This window comes from Flavobacterium ammonificans, assembly GCF_020885975.1.
Lineage (GTDB): Bacteria > Bacteroidota > Bacteroidia > Flavobacteriales > Flavobacteriaceae > Flavobacterium > Flavobacterium ammonificans.
Window position 1 is genome coordinate 1,668,614 of sequence record NZ_AP025183.1, and the last position, 16,132, is coordinate 1,684,745.

The 16,132-nt window shown below is 34.9% G+C and carries 17 protein-coding genes; 10 read left to right on the forward strand and 7 right to left on the reverse strand.

Annotated features, from left to right (window positions below):
* The first annotated feature begins 14 nt into the window (after positions 1-14).
* The 8 genes from LPC23_RS07530 (at position 15) to fabV (ending at position 7,735) form a co-directional block, all read left to right on the forward strand.
* Positions 15-536 carry a DUF6913 domain-containing protein gene (locus tag LPC23_RS07530; protein WP_229329262.1) on the forward strand — a complete coding sequence of 174 codons (522 nt, stop codon included), beginning with the start codon at positions 15-17 and terminating at the stop codon, positions 534-536.
* 4 nt (positions 537-540) lie between these two features.
* The gene (gene dapA, locus LPC23_RS07535; protein ID WP_229329264.1) at positions 541-1,422 is read left to right on the forward strand and encodes a 4-hydroxy-tetrahydrodipicolinate synthase; all 882 of its coding nucleotides are present in this window, start codon (positions 541-543) and stop codon (positions 1,420-1,422) included.
* A 138-nt stretch (positions 1,423-1,560) separates the two neighbouring features.
* The gene (locus LPC23_RS07540; RefSeq protein ID WP_229329266.1) at positions 1,561-2,358 is read left to right on the forward strand and encodes an outer membrane protein assembly factor BamD; all 798 of its coding nucleotides are present in this window, start codon (positions 1,561-1,563) and stop codon (positions 2,356-2,358) included.
* Between the two features lie 4 nt (positions 2,359-2,362).
* On the forward strand, positions 2,363-2,680 hold the full coding sequence (locus tag LPC23_RS07545; protein WP_229324260.1) for a DNA-directed RNA polymerase subunit omega: 318 nt from the start codon (positions 2,363-2,365) through the stop codon (positions 2,678-2,680).
* 10 nt (positions 2,681-2,690) lie between these two features.
* Positions 2,691-3,932, forward strand: coding sequence for a bifunctional phosphopantothenoylcysteine decarboxylase/phosphopantothenate--cysteine ligase CoaBC (gene coaBC, locus LPC23_RS07550; protein ID WP_229329268.1), 1,242 nt, complete (start codon positions 2,691-2,693; stop codon positions 3,930-3,932).
* Positions 3,925-4,809, forward strand: a complete 885-nt coding sequence (gene porD, locus LPC23_RS07555) for a type IX secretion system protein PorD (RefSeq protein ID WP_229329270.1) — start codon at positions 3,925-3,927, stop codon at positions 4,807-4,809. The genes coaBC and porD overlap by 8 nt, the downstream gene beginning before the upstream one ends.
* A gap of 26 nt (positions 4,810-4,835) precedes the next feature.
* Complete coding sequence (gene recN / locus LPC23_RS07560) at positions 4,836-6,488, forward strand: DNA repair protein RecN (RefSeq protein WP_229329272.1); 1,653 nt, start codon at positions 4,836-4,838, stop codon at positions 6,486-6,488.
* Positions 6,489-6,544: 56 nt separating this feature from the next.
* The gene (gene fabV, locus LPC23_RS07565; protein WP_229329274.1) at positions 6,545-7,735 is read left to right on the forward strand and encodes an enoyl-ACP reductase FabV; all 1,191 of its coding nucleotides are present in this window, start codon (positions 6,545-6,547) and stop codon (positions 7,733-7,735) included.
* A gap of 186 nt (positions 7,736-7,921) precedes the next feature.
* Here fabV and LPC23_RS07570 read toward each other — a convergent pair whose 3' ends face one another.
* From LPC23_RS07570 to LPC23_RS07600, 7 genes are all read right to left on the reverse strand, one after another.
* Positions 7,922-8,215, reverse strand: coding sequence for a GIY-YIG nuclease family protein (locus tag LPC23_RS07570; RefSeq protein WP_229329276.1), 294 nt, complete (start codon positions 8,213-8,215; stop codon positions 7,922-7,924).
* A 344-nt stretch (positions 8,216-8,559) separates the two neighbouring features.
* On the reverse strand, positions 8,560-11,079 hold the full coding sequence (locus tag LPC23_RS07575) for a hypothetical protein (RefSeq protein WP_229329278.1): 2,520 nt from the start codon (positions 11,077-11,079) through the stop codon (positions 8,560-8,562).
* Positions 11,080-11,134: 55 nt separating this feature from the next.
* Positions 11,135-11,560, reverse strand: coding sequence for a hypothetical protein (locus LPC23_RS07580; protein WP_229329280.1), 426 nt, complete (start codon positions 11,558-11,560; stop codon positions 11,135-11,137).
* 63 nt (positions 11,561-11,623) lie between these two features.
* Entirely contained in the window at positions 11,624-12,037 is a 414-nt protein-coding gene (locus tag LPC23_RS07585; protein ID WP_229329282.1) for a hypothetical protein, read from the reverse strand.
* Between the two features lie 102 nt (positions 12,038-12,139).
* On the reverse strand, positions 12,140-12,400 hold the full coding sequence (locus tag LPC23_RS07590; RefSeq protein WP_229329284.1) for a hypothetical protein: 261 nt from the start codon (positions 12,398-12,400) through the stop codon (positions 12,140-12,142).
* Between the two features lie 40 nt (positions 12,401-12,440).
* Positions 12,441-12,902: an IS200/IS605 family transposase gene (tnpA, locus tag LPC23_RS07595; RefSeq protein WP_229329286.1), complete on the reverse strand. Its 462-nt coding sequence runs from the start codon at positions 12,900-12,902 to the stop codon at positions 12,441-12,443.
* Positions 12,903-13,463: 561 nt separating this feature from the next.
* The gene (locus LPC23_RS07600; protein ID WP_229329287.1) at positions 13,464-14,234 is read right to left on the reverse strand and encodes a DUF2490 domain-containing protein; all 771 of its coding nucleotides are present in this window, start codon (positions 14,232-14,234) and stop codon (positions 13,464-13,466) included.
* A gap of 260 nt (positions 14,235-14,494) precedes the next feature.
* Between LPC23_RS07600 and LPC23_RS07605 the strand changes: the two genes are divergently transcribed.
* Together LPC23_RS07605 and coaE are read left to right on the forward strand one after the other, a co-directional pair.
* A complete protein-coding gene (locus LPC23_RS07605; RefSeq protein ID WP_229329288.1) occupies positions 14,495-15,493 on the forward strand; it encodes a glycosyltransferase family 2 protein in 999 nt (332 codons plus the stop codon).
* Positions 15,494-15,495: 2 nt separating this feature from the next.
* A complete protein-coding gene (coaE, locus tag LPC23_RS07610; protein WP_229329289.1) occupies positions 15,496-16,077 on the forward strand; it encodes a dephospho-CoA kinase in 582 nt (193 codons plus the stop codon).
* Positions 16,078-16,132 lie beyond the last annotated feature (55 nt).

Consider the following 16,132-nt stretch of genomic DNA (forward strand, 5'->3'; position numbering starts at 1 on the left):
AAGGTAAAAGTACTATGTTTTTAAATTATTTAAAGAATTATTTTCTAAAATATACACTAAAAAATAAATGGCGAGAAGTTGTTCCATTCTCTAGTGGCTTAACCATTACGTCTATTGGAATACTAATAGACGAAGTAGCATTCAAAGAGAAGGCAGCTTTAATTGAAGATTTAATGGCTAAAGGTTTTCAGGCAAATGCAATTAGTATCTTAGTTCATAGAGAAACAATTAATCCTAAAATACCCTATCCTTTTGCTTCGTATTCATTGGAAAGCATTGATTGGAACGGAAATTTTAAAGACCCAGTGGTCACTCAATTTGTTAATCAAGAGTTTGATATGTTGATTAGTTATTACAAACAGGAAAAGTCAGCTTTATTGCTTGTAACCGAAAGTTCTAAAGCAAAATTTAAAGTAGGTTTTTCATCAGTTAATAAACGTTTTAATCATTTTATGATTACTACTGCAATTGAAGAGTATAGGGTGTTTGTTAATGAGTTAATCAAATATTTAAAAATATTAAATAAAATCAAGTAGTAGTATGGAATCATTAATAGGAACAGGTGTTGCTCTGGTAACTCCTTTTAAAAAGGATTGTACTGTTGATAAAGAAGCCTTAGCTAGAATAGTTAATTTTTCAATTGATGGTGGAATTGAGTATCTTGTTGTTTTAGGAACAACAGCTGAGAATGCAACATTATCTGCTACAGAAAAAGAAGTAGTAATTGCCACTGTGGTAGAAGCTAACAAAGGTCGATTGCCTTTAGTTTTAGGAGTAGGTGGTAACAATACTATGGAAGTGGTATCTGAATTAAAGACCAGAGATTTGTCTCATTTTACTGCTATTCTTTCGGTTTCTCCTTATTATGTTAAACCAACACAGGAAGGCATTTATCAACATTTTAAAGCTATTGCAGAGGCTTCTCCTTTGCCAATAATTTTGTACAACGTTCCGGGTAGAACTTCTAGCAATATGTTGCCTTCAACAGTGGTTCGTTTGGCGACTGAATTTAAAAATATTGTTGCCATTAAAGAAGCAACCGGTGATTTAGTGCAATGTTTTGAAATTATCAAAAACAAACCCAAAGATTTTCTAGTAATTTCAGGGGATGATATGACCGCTTTATCTTTAGTTCTTGCTGGTGGTTCAGGAGTTATTTCTGTAATTGGTCAAGGATTCCCGACTACTTTTTCTGAAATGATTCGTTTGGGATTGAATAGAAAAGTAGATCAGGCTTTTTCTATTCAATATGAGTTAGCACCAATTATAGATATGATTTTTGAGCAAGGCAATCCTGCCGGAATTAAGCAAGTATTTGAATCCATGGGTATTGCTGAAAATACGGTTCGATTACCATTGGTACATGTGGATCAAAATTTAGCTAGTCGAATTCATTCTTTTGTTCAAATGAGCAAAAAATAAGTCGTCTTTTATTGGTATTTTTAGTGCTCCAAAAATATATTTTGTATTCGCTAAATTAATACCTAAATTTGTGCTCTTATTTTGCCTTTACTTGTGTAGCAAGTTGGCTTTTATAAGGGATGTAATTAAAATTTATAAATGAAAAATTTACTCTATTTTCTTATTGTTATTGTTTTATTTAGTTCGTGCAGCGAGTATCAAAAGGCGCTTAAGAATGAAGATCCAACGGTAAAATTGGATATGGCTACTAAGATGTATGAATTAGGTAAGTTCAATCAATCATTGCGATTAATAGAGCAAATTGCTGGTGTGTATAGAGGTAGACCTGATGCTGAGCAGTTGTTTTATATGTATGCTCAATCGTATTATAAAACAAGACAATATTATTTAGCTGGCTATCAATTTGAAAGTTTTGTGTCGGCTTATCCAAAGAGTGATAAAGTGATTGAAGCTGCTTTTTTAGGGGCTAAAAGTTATTCTATGTTATCTCCAGTTTATTCTCTAGATCAAACGGATACAACAAAAGCAATTGAAAAATTACAGTTGTTCATCGATAATTATCCTAATTCAGAATTTATTGCAGAAGCTAATACAATTACGAAAACCCTTAACGGAAAGCTAGAAAAGAAAGTTTTTGAAAATGCCAAAGGATACAACACAATATCCGATTATAAATCAGCTTTAATTGCTTTAGATAATTTTATTGCTGATTTTCCTGGAACTTCCTACAAAGAAGAGGCGTTGTATTACCGATTAGATTCGGCATACAAATTAGGAGTTAACAGTATTCCATCTAAAATGGAAGAACGGTTGAATGTGGCAAAAGTTGCTTATGCTAATTTGATCAAGTTCAAACCAGATACTCAATACAAACAAAAAGCGGACGAGATGTTGGTTCGCATTGAAAAAGATTTACAAAATTTACTAAATAAATAAAGTCATGGATTTAAAAAAGACGAATGCTCCAGTAAACACAATAACTTACAACAAAACTGTTATTGAACAACCTACTGGTAACGTGTATGAAGCGATTACTATTATGGCTAAAAGAGCCAATCAAATCAACTCTGAAATCAAAAAAGAATTGACAGAAAAGTTAGAAGAATTTGCTACTTACAATGATAGTCTTGAAGAGGTTTTTGAAAACAAAGAACAAATCGAGGTATCAAAATTCTATGAAAAATTGCCTAAGCCACATGCTTTAGCAGTTCAAGAGTGGTTAGACGATAAAATCTACCACAGAGAATCTAATAAATAAAATCCGTTCCATGTCAGTTTTAAACGGTAAGAAAATTTTGCTAGGAGTTTCTGGCGGAATTGCAGGTTATAAAACTGCCTCATTGGTCCGACTCTTTATAAAAGCAGGTGCACATGTCCAAGTGATCATGACACCTGCTTCTAAGGTTTTTGTTACGCCACTTACCTTGGCAACCTTATCCAAAAATCCTGTTTATTCTACTTTTTACGAGACACCTGACGATGTATCTTCCAAATTAACGGAAGTGAAAGGGGAAGGCGTTTGGAACAATCATGTTGAATTAGCGCTATGGGCTGATTTTATGGTAATTGCTCCTGCTACTGCCAATACTCTTTCTAAAATGGCATCTGGAACTTGTGATAACCTACTTTTAGCCACTTATTTGTCGGCAAAATGTCCTGTCTATTTTGCGCCAGCAATGGATCTAGATATGTACAAACACCCAACTACCTTGACTAATTTTAAAGCATTACACAGTTTTGGAAATACTATAATTCCTGCTGAAAGCGGTGAATTAGCAAGTGGTTTGTCTGGCGAAGGCAGAATGGCAGAACCAGAAAATATCCTGGCTTTTATTGAGGCCGATTTAGAAAGTAAACTGCCACTTAAAGGTAAAAAAATATTGATTACTGCAGGCCCTACTTACGAAGCAATTGATCCAGTTCGATTTATTGGGAATCATTCTTCGGGTAAAATGGGCTATGATATTGCGCAGTCTGCGGCAGAACAAGGAGCTTCTGTTGTATTGGTTTCCGGACCTTCACATTGCAAAGTAACACATTCTGCTATCGAACTAATTCCTGTTGTTTCTGCTCAAGAAATGTTTGACGCTTGTCATTTACATTATGCTAAAGTTGATGTTGCAATTGCAGCTGCAGCTGTTGCTGATTATAAGCCTAAAACAATTGCTTCTCAAAAAATAAAAAAATCAGAGGCTGAGTTTTCTATTGAGTTAGAAAAAACGCAAGATGTTTTGGCTTCATTAGGTGCAGCCAAAAAGAATCAATTCTTAATTGGCTTTGCTTTAGAAACTGAAAATGAAATTGAAAATGCCAAGTTGAAAATTCAGAAAAAAAACTTAGATTTGATTGTTTTGAATTCGCTTCAAGATGAGGGAGCGGGGTTCAAAAAAGCAACCAATAAAGTTACTTTTATTGATAAAAATTTCAGTGTTGAACCAATGGAATTAAAGTCAAAAGAGGCAGTTGCAACCGATATTGTAAACAAAATAATAAGCCATTTTAATGCGTAAACTACTAGTTTTTCTTTCTTTAGTTTGTAGCGTATTCGTGCATTCACAACAGCTGAATTGTACGGTTACTGTGAATGCTCAAAAATTGGCAAATATCAATCCTCAAATTTTCACTAATCTTCAAACCGCATTAACTGATTTAGTGAATAAAACCGATTGGAATGGTCAACTTTTGAATCAAAATGAACGCATTAATTGTTCTATGTTTATTACGCTTCAAAGTGGAACTACTAATCAATTTTCAGGAACAATTCAAGTTCTATCATCCCGACCGATTTTTGACTCCTCTTATTCTAGTCCGATTTTCAATTTTAACGATAAGGATTTTAATTTTTCCTATACTGAATTTGAAAATTTAGTGTACAACCCCAATTCTTTTGATTCCAATTTAGTTGGCGTAATCGCATTTTACTGCAATCTGATTTTAGGATTGGATGCGGATTCTTTTCAAGAACTAGGAGGTACATCCTACTACGATGCCGCATTAAACATTGCTAACTTGGGTCAGCTAAGTGGTTATAAAGGTTGGACGCAAGGAGATGGCAATCAAAATAGGTATTTTTTAATCAATGATTTGGTTTCGCCCACATTTAATGATATTCGTATTGCAAATTACAACTATGCTACTGCCTTAGACGGAATGAGTAAGGATTTGAAATCAGCAAAGGAAAATGTGAAATCGGCTCTTATGGGATTGAGTAAAGTGCATTCGGTTCGTCCCAATGCTTTTTTAACTAGAGTATTTTTTGATGCCAAATCAGATGAAATTGTTTCAATTTTTTCTGGCGGACCTAGTATATCTATCACCGATTTGGTGACTACTTTGAACCGAGTTTCTCCTATGAACTCTAGTAAATGGAGTAGTATTAAGTACTAAAATTAACCCTAAGTTCAATTGCTACTATGATTACATCACTTTCGATAAAAAACTATGCATTGATTGAGAAATTGGCTATCGATTTCTCAAAAGGATTCTCTATTATTACTGGAGAAACAGGTGCAGGTAAATCGATAATTTTGGGGGCGATGGGATTGGTTTTAGGAAAACGAGCCGATTTAACGTCGCTTAAAAATAAAGAAGAAAAGTGTGTTATTGAAGCCTATTTTGATGTTTCGAAATACAATTTAAAAGCGTTTTTTGAAGCAAATGACTTGGATTACGAAGACGAGACAATTATTCGTCGAGAAATACTTCCTTCAGGAAAATCAAGAGCTTTTATTAATGATAGTCCGGTGAATTTACAAGAGTTGCAGGATTTGAGTTTGTTTTTAATTGATATTCATTCGCAACAGCAAACCCAAGAATTATCCGATGAAACGGTGCAATTCAAAATTGTTGACGCTCTAGCTGATAATCAAGTTGAAATTAGTAGTTATCAAACACTTTTAAAAAGCTACAAAGAAGATAAGTCCAATTTGAATTTGCTCTTAAAAAAGCAAGCAGAATCCATTAAGGAACAAGAATACAACACCTTTTTATTGAACGAATTAGTTGCTGCTCAATTAAAATCCGGTGAACAAGAACAATTAGAAGCTGATTTTGAAAAGCTGAATAATGTAGAAACCATTAAAGAAGCGGTAGATAAATCGCTGGCTCTAGCCAATGAAGAGCAAATAGGAGCCTTGTCTACTTTGAAAGAGATTAAAATTGCCTTGCAAAAAATTGCCTCTTTTGCGCCAGAATATGCTTTGCTGTTAGAACGTATCAGTAGTTTAGCTATTGAATTAGACGATATTTCAGATGAATTGACCAATTGTTCCGAAAAACTAATTAATGATCCAATTCAATTGGACTTGATTAGTGAGAAACTACAATTGCTATTCAATCTGCAAAAGAAACATCAAGTCACCACTGTAGACGAATTATTGGAGATACAAAAGACTTTAGAAACGACTCTTTTTGAACTAGGAAATCTAGAAAGTGACATTGCTTCTTTAACCCAAACAATTCAAGAAAAAACGATTCAATTGGATACTTTAGCTTTGGCTATTCATCAAAAAAGAACCAAAGCCGTTCCGGTTTTATCAGACAAATTGATTACCATTTTAGCTACTTTGGGAATGCCAAACGTTCGTTTTAATATTGAAATTAAAGCTACTGAAACCTATTTCCAAAACGGTAAAGACGAAATTCAGTTATTGTTTTCGGCGAATAAAGGAACTGATTTTGGTTTGCTTAAAAAGGTAGCTTCAGGAGGCGAGATGTCACGTATTATGTTGGCTGTTAAGGCGATTTTGGCGCAGTATTCCAAATTACCTACATTAATTTTTGACGAAATAGATACCGGAGTTTCTGGAGAAATCGCCATTAGAATGGGTGAGATTATGAAAGAAATGAGTCAGACGATGCAAATTTTTGCCATTACGCATTTGCCACAAATTGCGGCTAAAGGAAATGCACATTTCAAAGTGTTTAAATCGACAATTGGAGACGCTACACTATCGGAATTGAAGTTATTAAATGAGGATGAAAGAGTTTTAGAAATTGCCCAAATGTTATCCGGTGCAGTTGTTTCTGATTCGGCTCTAAATCACGCCAAATCCTTGTTGAACTAAAGATTTGGTTTATATTTGCACACTACTAAACAAGAATATTAATTAGAATTAAAGATATGATTATAGAACCTAGAATGAGAGGATTTATTTGCTTGACAGCGCACCCAGCTGGATGCGAGCAAAATGTAAAAAATCAAATTGCTTACGTACAATCTAAAGGCGCTATTGATGGTCCAAGACGCGTATTGGTTATTGGTGCTTCTACAGGATTTGGATTAGCATCAAGAATTACAAGTGCGTTTGGTTCTAATGCAGCAACATTAGGTGTTTTCTTTGAAAAAGCACCTTCAGAAGGGAAAACAGCTTCACCAGGTTGGTACAATTCTGCTGCTTTTGAAAAAGAAGCAACCAAAGCAGGTTTGTATGCTAAAAGTATCAATGGAGATGCTTTTTCTAACGAAGTAAAACAACAAGCGATTGATGTAATCAAAGCGGATATGGGTCAGATAGATTTAGTGATCTATAGTTTGGCTTCGCCAGTCCGTATGCACCCATCAACAGGAGTATTGCACCGTTCTAGTTTGAAACCAATCGGAGGGACGTTTACGAACAAAACGGTTGATTTCCATACCGGAAATGTAACACAAGTTTCTATCGAACCAGCGGTTCAAGAAGATATCGATAACACGGTTGTGGTTATGGGTGGTGAAGATTGGGCGATGTGGATGGACGCTTTGAAAGGGGCTAATGTTTTGGCGGAAGGCGCTACAACAGTTGCCTATTCGTATATTGGACCTGAAGTTACTGAAGCGGTTTACAGAAAAGGAACTATTGGTCGTGCCAAAGATCATTTGGAGGCAACTGCTTTTGAAATTACAAAAGACTTAGCTTCTTTGAATGGTAAAGCGTATGTTTCTGTTAACAAAGCGTTGGTTACCCAAGCGAGTTCAGCTATTCCAGTGATTCCATTGTATATTTCATTATTATACAAAATCATGAAAGCCGAAGGCATTCACGAAGGGTGTATCGAACAAATCCAACGTTTGTACCAACAACGTTTGTACTCAGGACAAGCCGTTCCAACAGACGATCAAGGAAGAATTCGTATTGACGATTGGGAAATGCGTGAAGATGTTCAAGCTCGTGTAGCTGCATTGTGGAAAGAATCTACTACAGAATCGTTACCAGAAATTGGTGATTTAGCTGGATACAAACAAGATTTCTTGAACTTATTTGGTTTTGGTTTTGAAGGAGTAGATTATCTTGCTGATGCTAACGAGATGGTACAAGTACCAAGTATTTCGTAATTTATAGTTACATAATTATATAAATGCACCCGATTGGGGTGCATTTTTTATTGTTGCCTTCGAGTTCAGTTTATATTGTTGCCTTCGAGTGTTTATTAATTGTTGCCTTCGAGAACCTCAGGCAACAATAACACGTTGACTGAGCTGAGGCACTCGATGGTGGCTGAGGCTCTCGAAGCCACCATCTTACTTCCCTAAATCTCTGTACGCTTTTGCTAATTCGGGTAATGAATCCATTTTACCTTCAATTAGAGCCTCTTTCTTTTTTCTACTCCAACCTTGTACTTGTTTTTCACGATAAAAAGCAGTGTCTATTCTTGGGTATTCTTCATAATAAACTAAAGTAACAGGTAAATTCTTTTTAGTATGATTTGCACCTTCACCATTTTGATGTTGTTTCAATCTGCGTTCTAAATCTATTGTACTTCCAGTATAATAACTTCCGTTAGCACAAAGTAAAATGTACATATATCCTTTCATAACTTAGATATTAATAGCGTTGCCTTCGAGAACCTCAGGTAACAACGTTAACATAATAATTGTTGTCTTGTAGTTCGTTTATATTGTTGCCTTCGAGTATTTCTTACTTGTTGCCTTCGAGAACCTCAGGCAACAATAACTTGCTCTCGATGATGGCTGAGCTCTCGAAGCCATCATCTGCTTTTCTAATATATTTATATTGTTGCCTTCGAGTATTTCTTACTTGTTGCCTTCGAGAACCTCAGGCAACAATAACTTGCTCTCGATGATGGCTGAGGCTCTCGATGATGGCTGAGGCTCTCGAAGCCATCATCAACTCTCGAGGGTAGCTGAGGCTCTCGAAGCTACTCCTTCAAAAACCCATACTCATACACTTTCGGTTTAATGTCATCCGCGAGGATGGCGAGTTGTGAACGCAAGTTGCCGATTAATTCCATATACGTAGCATCATCGCTTTTGGAATTCATTCTGCCTTTTTCGTTTCTACCTTGGAAGTACTCGCGGATGTCGTACAAACTTGCGTTGGCGTTGTAAACGTCATTGCGAGTTTGCGAAGCCATCTTGTGGTAATATTTCCACAATTCACGACCAGCATTGAAAACGGCGGTGGCTTCTGGTGAGAAAACCAACGCTTTGTCATTCCGAACTTGTTTATTCTTGTCATGCTGAACTTGTTTCAGCATCTCTGGGGAACCTGAAACAAGTTCAGGTTGACAAGCGTTACTAAATAAATCATTTGTAACTGCTACCCCTTTGGGGGTTGGGGGGCTCTTCATAAAATCTGTCATAAAGTTGCTGGCAAACTTGTCTTGGGCATTGACTTCATACTCCGTAAACGGAATCCAGTGGTTGGTGCCGAATTGACTTTGGATATTATTATTAAATAAAGTATAGGTTAAACAATTAGATTGAAATTCAGTATCACTAAGCCAGCCATCATCTGGGTATAAAAATTGGTCTCTGTCGTTAAGCCAAGTTGCTTGTAAACATTTTCGTACTGTAAAATACGTACTTGCAATAATTAAATTGTATTCATTTATTAAAAACTGTCCTGCAGCTTTATTATAAATCATATCAGGATGATTTATTTGAATTATATTTTGTTGTTGGAAATCATTACCCATAAATGGAAATTTTCCAATTATTCTATTCGAAGTTTTACTTGCTCTATATGGCTTTATCCATTCATTGATGAAATTACTATTATCATAAGCTATGATTTTTTTTTGTAAAATGTATTGACCATCTTTATTATAAACATCAGCTTCAACTTCTTTGAAAGAATTTCTGTAATCAGTATTCCATATCATAAATCCAATCGGAAATTTCCCTTTCACATTATCAAAAGTATCTGCAGGGACAATAAAAACAGTTTCAATTTTTGCTTTAAAATTAAGTCTGAAATCTGAAAAGTGTTTTCCTTGTAGTATTTTTAAAGTTGAGAACTCAGCAAGTATACATCCTGGAATTTCTTTATTAATTCTAATTAGAAATTGAGCAAAAAGTTCTCTATTACCTTGACCTAAAATTGATGCATATTTTTTATTTACATAAGATTGTTCTACACCAGCTTTTCCATCTTTATTAAAGTTTCTATCTGGTGCCTCCGCGTACGGAGGATTGATATACACCACTAACTTCTTGCGTTTTTCTTCGTCGTTAATAATGTCTTGTAGGCTTTGGGGTAGTTTGCTAAAATCGTCGTTTAAAAAATCAAACTGAAATACGTTTTTTTTGATCAGGTTGGCACCACCATCAATACGTTCGTGCATTACGCTAATGTCGGCTTGGTCAAGTGTGCTAGCATAGATGTGGTATTTGTTGGTTAAACCCACCAATAAATTACCAGTTCCTGCGGCGCAATCCCAAATATAATAGTCGTCTTGCCAGTTTTGTCCCAAATAATCGGTGAGGTATTTTTGGGATAATTCTACCCATTTTCTTGGGGTAAAAAACGCCCCTTTTCGTTCGCGAATGTCTTGCGGCACCAACAAATCACGTCGCTCAATAATGTAATCTTGAAACTCTTTTAAAGGCGGTCGTTTGTAGCGTTTCCAAAACTGCAAATAGGCTTCTTTGTTTTTTAGGTTAATGGTGGCGTCAAACATTTGTTTGATGTTTTCCTTGGCAATTTTATAGCCTTGGTTTTGAAACACCACAAACAAATTATCGCGAATGCTCGAATCATCTTCCAGTGCCTGCGTGTCTTTGTCGTCTACAAATAAGTCGGCAAGGTAAAAATCACTGTCCATAATATTCGCCTGTTTCAAGTCGTCCCAGTTGACATCGATAATGGGTTTCACCACTTCGAGCCATCTCAAATAAATAGGAATAAAATTGTTTTTATCAATCTTTAATTTGTTGGCAGTTGTAGCTTTGGCAACATTATTTTTAATGAAGGTTTGTAGTTCTTTTTCGTCCTTTTCGTAGTCGTACACATAGGTGTTTTTGTTAAGAATGGACTCAATTCGCTCTTTAATCAACAGGAATTCTTTGGTTTCGTGATTGCTTGGCGTTACGTTCCAATTGAAATCGTTCATATAAAAAATATCCGAAATATTAATGTAGGGCACAAAGGCAATTTTCTTAAAATCGAACGCGCCTAAAAACGCCGGTGGCATCGTTTTGTCAAAGGTTCGCGCTTTCCCAATGGTCAAAATCAATTGGACAAACATAGTAGGAATATCGAAGTTGCCCGTTTTGGCTTCTGCCCAAAGCAAAGGAGTTCTGCCAAATATATTGTCTTGTTTTGGAAAGACGGTAAAGTCAATATTACCTAGAATTTCTGTAGTATCAAAAGCGGCAAACCAGTCGGCGCCTACTTTGTTCTTTAACTCTTCTTCACGAATGTTTTTGTATTTCATTTTGGGGGCGTTATTGTACTAAAAGGTGGGGTCTTTTAGAGATTTGGTTATTTGTTTATTGCGTTATTAGGTTATTGGTTGTCTGTTGTCTGTTGTCGGTTTGTTGAAAAGGTGTTTTATCAGCGGGCAAATCGAGTTCAGATAAAATGCGTTTTAGTTCTTCAAGCGAATCGTCAGCTATGAGTTCGACTTGAATTTTGAGTTTTGTGGTTTCGGAAAAAACAATGTAATCATTCGCAACGCTTTTGATTTCAATGATATTTTGAAGTTCAATATCTTTATGAAATGCCCAAAAGCTATATTTTCTGAGAGTACCGTTTTTAATAACTATATAGTGCGTGATGATTTCAAAAAGAGCATTAATTAAATACAGTATTCCTATGACAAAAAAACCAGATTTAATCCAGTTGATATGTTCGTTTGAGACTATTCGGTAAAGTCCAACTGCAACATATATAGTGCTAAATATTAGATTGTACACTATTCTTTTTTTCTGGAATTTGATTTTTATTATTGGGGGCGATTGGTTCAACTTGCAAATGGATTAGTTATAAAAAGGTGTTTTGTCAGCAGGTAAATCAAGCTCTTTTAATAAGCTATGTAGGTGTAGGAGGGAGCTGGTGTCAATTAAATCGGTATCGATTTTAAATACTGTTTTATCTGTTTTAAGATAATAGGTGCCTTGTATCTCTTTTATAGCATAGACTTCTTTTAAATTGATTTTTCTGTGAAAATGAAAAAGGCCGCTTCGTTGTAGCGTCCCATCTTTAATGATGATGTACTGGTATTTCATTTCGTAGAGAAATTTGGCTAAATAGGATATTCCTAGACCTAAAACGATATATTTTGTCCAACGAATTTTTTCTAATGCTAGAATACTGTCCAAAGCTATGCCTGTCCAAAATAATCCTAATAGTAAATTATAAATGAATCTTTTTTTCTTGAATTTCAGTTTCATAAATGGGATAGTTTTGGTTACACATTCATAGATTGCTAGTAAAAATTCGCTTTTAGAATTGATGTGCTTAGTATAGTTCTAGCAACATATTCTCTCAGCAGTTTATTTTGTTTGTTTTAATGCTATTTTCTTGTGGTTGATAAATAATCTACAACTCACCCTAGTGAATCCAGATAAATTAGCTTTTATGTTCAGAGTATTTCCATTTGCATCGACAAGACTTCCAGTCAGATTGGGTGGTGTCATAAAATTTATTTGTTCGTCTTGCAATTCATTGTTTACATACAGTCGTTCGCCATGAAACCAGCTGTTTGTTATTTTTATTTCATTTCCTTCGTAATTGGCGATCCATTCACTTTTCATATTGTTTTGGTTTTTGGGTTCGTTTTATTAATTTCTCTATTTATTGTAATTTTTCAAAAACATAACTCTCGTTATATTGAATATTGAATTTCTTTAATGTGGACAAATATTCTTCTTGAAATGTTCTATCTCTATGATGGTTTTCTTGATTTTTGATATAATTATAGACAACATCCAATTGTTTATGACTATATGAAAACACACCATAGCCTTCTTGCCATTCGAAGCGATTCAATAGAAATCGGTTATCATTGATGTATTTTGAAGATTTCGCTTTTACTATTTTCATTAATTCTGAAATAGAAACAGTGGGTTTTAAACCAAATAAGCAATGTACATGATCTTCTACGCCGTTAACAATGATGGTTTTACAACCCGTTTCATTGATTAGATTTCCAATAACACTAAACACACTAGCTCTCCATTCTTTATCCAAAACCGCAGCTCTATATTTCACTGCAAACACAGCTTGTATGTATACTTGATGATAGGTATTTGCCATTTTATATTTTTATTAGGTATCGATAGCTCCGTGTTCATTATACCCAACGGATTAAAATCCGTTGTTATGATATGGGTCGTACCGATGGGACTATCACATCACGAGCGAGAGCCGTAGGCTCGGTTTATTTTATAGAGCCGTAGGCTCGGTTTATTTTGTACGGCTGGACTTCAGTCCAGTCGATATTAGCATGTTCATTATACCCAACGGATTAAAATCCGTTGTTACGATATGGGTCGTCCCGATGGGACTATCACATCACATGTGAGAGCCGTAGGCTCGGTTTATTTTATAGAGCCGTAGGCTCGGTTTGTTTTGTACGGCTGGACTTCAGTCCAGTCCTAATCGATTCTAACAAAAAAAAAACGGCAAAGCCATTCCATTGCTAGACTAATCTATTTTACCTCTTTTGTGAAAATACAATGACAGAAAAGTCACTGTAGTGCAGTTGTGTATTGTGGGGAGTACAACTGCATTTATAATAAAAACGTAATCAAAAGTAATTCAATTATTTTAAATAAAAGCTATGTAGCGTAAGTTTTTTATGCTATTTTTTGAACACTACTTAGTCAAGTCAAAATTAAAGTTGGCACTCAACACCAGACCATTATTGTTTTGAATGATGTTTTTGCCATTAATTAAGCGCCCAAATTGAATTACTTGGTTTAGATAACCTGCTTCAAGTCGGAAGCCTTTATTAAAGCGATATCCTAAAGCTACACCTAATCGGTTTTGATCAAAAATATTCGCATTTACATTTTCTCCAAAACCAATAATGATTTCGTCATAAACAGCTATATAGGGCGTTTTATCTTTCATCTCTTTTCCTTTCAAAGGCATTTGAACCCGAATCATGTACCTCGCTCGGTTGGAAAAAGGGAATTCGTCTTCTGAAGTTAAATTAGCATTACTATAACGACCAATAAATCTTTGTTCAAGCATAAAACGATGAGAAATATCTATACTACCTTCTTTGTGCGAAAGTTGTAGCATTTCATAAGCACGATGTTCTGTAAAATCTTTACCCATACCGTTCAAAGGAACATCACCATAAGGATAGGTTTCTGCCATTGCATATCCTACACGAACTAAAACCCTTGGATTGACTGAGTAGTTTAGTCCTACACGCAAAAGTCCTTGTTGCCAATTGGTAATCAATTCTTCTCTACGAAATTGATATTCCGTATGAATACCCCATTTTTCAGACAGTTTAAAAGTTCCGAAATAGTTATACCATCCAATGGTGTTGTTATGATGTAATCTTGAATTTTGAGAGAAACTTAGGTTGGTAATAAAAACAACTAGTAGTGTAAAAATTAATTTTTTATTCATGGGATTCTTTAGCTTCAGTAGATTTATTTCTATAATTGGATATAAATTTGTTGGGATTAGTGCAGAAATAATGTCATGAATTCCCAATAAAAATAAGAGTTCAAAAATAGTCGAATTATTGAGTTTAATCCATTTTGAAATGATTTTTTTTAATTGGTTTACTACTTATTGTATCGACCCAACTATTTTTTGCTGCCAATTGCCTTTAAACACTATATTTGTGCTACAATCCTTTATGGAATCAACTTTTAACTTTGAATATGCATTTTTCTCTTATTATACCGGTATATAACCGTCCTGACGAAGTAGATGAGTTATTGGAAAGCTTGTCAAAAACAACTTATCAAAATGATTTTGAGATTGTTATAGTAGAAGATGGATCGACAATTCCTTGTGGTGAAGTGATTCAGAAATACCTAGCGCAGTTAAACATTTCCTATTTTTATAAAGAAAATTCAGGGCCTGGAGATTCTCGTAATTACGGAATGACAAAGGCGAGTGGGGATTATTTCATCATTTTTGATTCGGATTGTATTATTCCTGAACAGTATTTGAATGAAGTAGATAAGGCATTGAAGCAGGATTATGTGGATTGTTTTGGAGGACCAGACAAAGCTTTAGATAGTTTTTCAGATATTCAAAAAGCAATCAATTTTGCTATGACATCTTTCTTAACTACAGGTGGAATTCGAGGTGGTTCAGAGAAAATAGGAAAGTTCCAACCACGAAGTTTCAATATGGGATTGTCTCGAAAAGCGTTTGAAGCTTCCAAAGGTTTTGGTAATATTCACCCAGGTGAAGATCCAGATTTATCTATTCGTTTGTGGAATTTAGGTTTTGAAACTCGTTTGTTTTCAAAAGCGTTTGTGTACCATAAACGCCGAATTGATTGGGATAAATTCTCTATTCAAGTAAGTAAGTTTGGTAAAGCCCGACCTATTTTGAACAGTTGGTATCCAGAACACAACAAGTTGACTTTTTTCTTTCCAACGGTTTTTATTTTAGGATTCTTTCTTTCGGTAGCTTTGTTGTTATTGACATTTGATCTTTTATTACAATTGTATATGTTGTATTTTTTCATCTTGTTTGTAACTTCTACTATTCAAAATCGAAGCGTTAAAATTGGCTATTTATCTTTAATTGCTGTTTGGAAACAATTTTATGGCTATGGTTTAGGTTTTTTAGATTCATATGTTAAAGTGATTATTTTGAAACAACAACCTGAAGTTGCTTTCCCTAAATTGTTTTTTAAAAAATAGTAATGGCAAAAATCATTGGAGTCACTGGCGGAATAGGAAGCGGTAAAACTACCCTAGTTCGGTATTTTGAATCCTTAGGAATTCCTGTATTTATTGCTGATGATGAAGCAAAAAAGGTGACACAGTTGCCAGAAGTTTTGGATCAGATCAAATCTGTTTTTGGCGATATTGTTTTTGAAAACAAGCAATTGAATAGGCAAAAACTGGCGGCGATCGTTTTTACAGATGCAGAAAAGTTAGATCAATTAAACCGTATTATTCATCCTGCGGTGCGATCCCAGTTTCAACTTTGGCTTGACCAATACCAATCAGCACCTTTTGTGATTTATGAGGCAGCAATCTTATTTGAAAGCGGTAGTTACACTATTTGTGATTATACGATTACTATTACTGCCCCTTTAGTGGATAGAATAAACCGTGTGATACTTCGAGATAATTGTACCCGTGAACAGGTTTTGCAACGCATCAGTGCACAATGGACTGATGAAGAGCGTATCGCTAAAAGTGATTTTGTTGTTGAAAATGCAGATACTGAAACTGCGAAACAACAAATAGATCATATTCTTAAAATTTTATACAATTAGCAATATACATTAAAGATGTTAATCTTTGGTTAATGTATCATTAACTATATTGTTA

Bases quoted from the DNA above. Each gene is read 5' to 3' on its own strand.
- LPC23_RS07530 (WP_229329262.1), top strand. From the start codon at position 15: ATGTTTTTAAATTATTTAAAGAATTATTTTCTAAAATATACACTAAAA.
- LPC23_RS07575 (WP_229329278.1), bottom strand. From the start codon at position 11,079: ATGAAATACAAAAACATTCGTGAAGAAGAGTTAAAGAACAAAGTAGGC.
- LPC23_RS07600 (WP_229329287.1), bottom strand. From the start codon at position 14,234: ATGAATAAAAAATTAATTTTTACACTACTAGTTGTTTTTATTACCAAC.
- LPC23_RS07590 (WP_229329284.1), bottom strand. From the start codon at position 12,400: ATGAAAAGTGAATGGATCGCCAATTACGAAGGAAATGAAATAAAAATA.
- tnpA (WP_229329286.1), bottom strand. From the start codon at position 12,902: ATGGCAAATACCTATCATCAAGTATACATACAAGCTGTGTTTGCAGTG.
- LPC23_RS07540 (WP_229329266.1), top strand. From the start codon at position 1,561: ATGAAAAATTTACTCTATTTTCTTATTGTTATTGTTTTATTTAGTTCG.
- LPC23_RS07545 (WP_229324260.1), top strand. From the start codon at position 2,363: ATGGATTTAAAAAAGACGAATGCTCCAGTAAACACAATAACTTACAAC.
- porD (WP_229329270.1), top strand. From the start codon at position 3,925: ATGCGTAAACTACTAGTTTTTCTTTCTTTAGTTTGTAGCGTATTCGTG.
- dapA (WP_229329264.1), top strand. From the start codon at position 541: ATGGAATCATTAATAGGAACAGGTGTTGCTCTGGTAACTCCTTTTAAA.
- LPC23_RS07605 (WP_229329288.1), top strand. From the start codon at position 14,495: ATGCATTTTTCTCTTATTATACCGGTATATAACCGTCCTGACGAAGTA.
- LPC23_RS07585 (WP_229329282.1), bottom strand. From the start codon at position 12,037: ATGAAACTGAAATTCAAGAAAAAAAGATTCATTTATAATTTACTATTA.
- fabV (WP_229329274.1), top strand. From the start codon at position 6,545: ATGATTATAGAACCTAGAATGAGAGGATTTATTTGCTTGACAGCGCAC.
- coaE (WP_229329289.1), top strand. From the start codon at position 15,496: ATGGCAAAAATCATTGGAGTCACTGGCGGAATAGGAAGCGGTAAAACT.
- LPC23_RS07570 (WP_229329276.1), bottom strand. From the start codon at position 8,215: ATGAAAGGATATATGTACATTTTACTTTGTGCTAACGGAAGTTATTAT.
- coaBC (WP_229329268.1), top strand. From the start codon at position 2,691: ATGTCAGTTTTAAACGGTAAGAAAATTTTGCTAGGAGTTTCTGGCGGA.
- recN (WP_229329272.1), top strand. From the start codon at position 4,836: ATGATTACATCACTTTCGATAAAAAACTATGCATTGATTGAGAAATTG.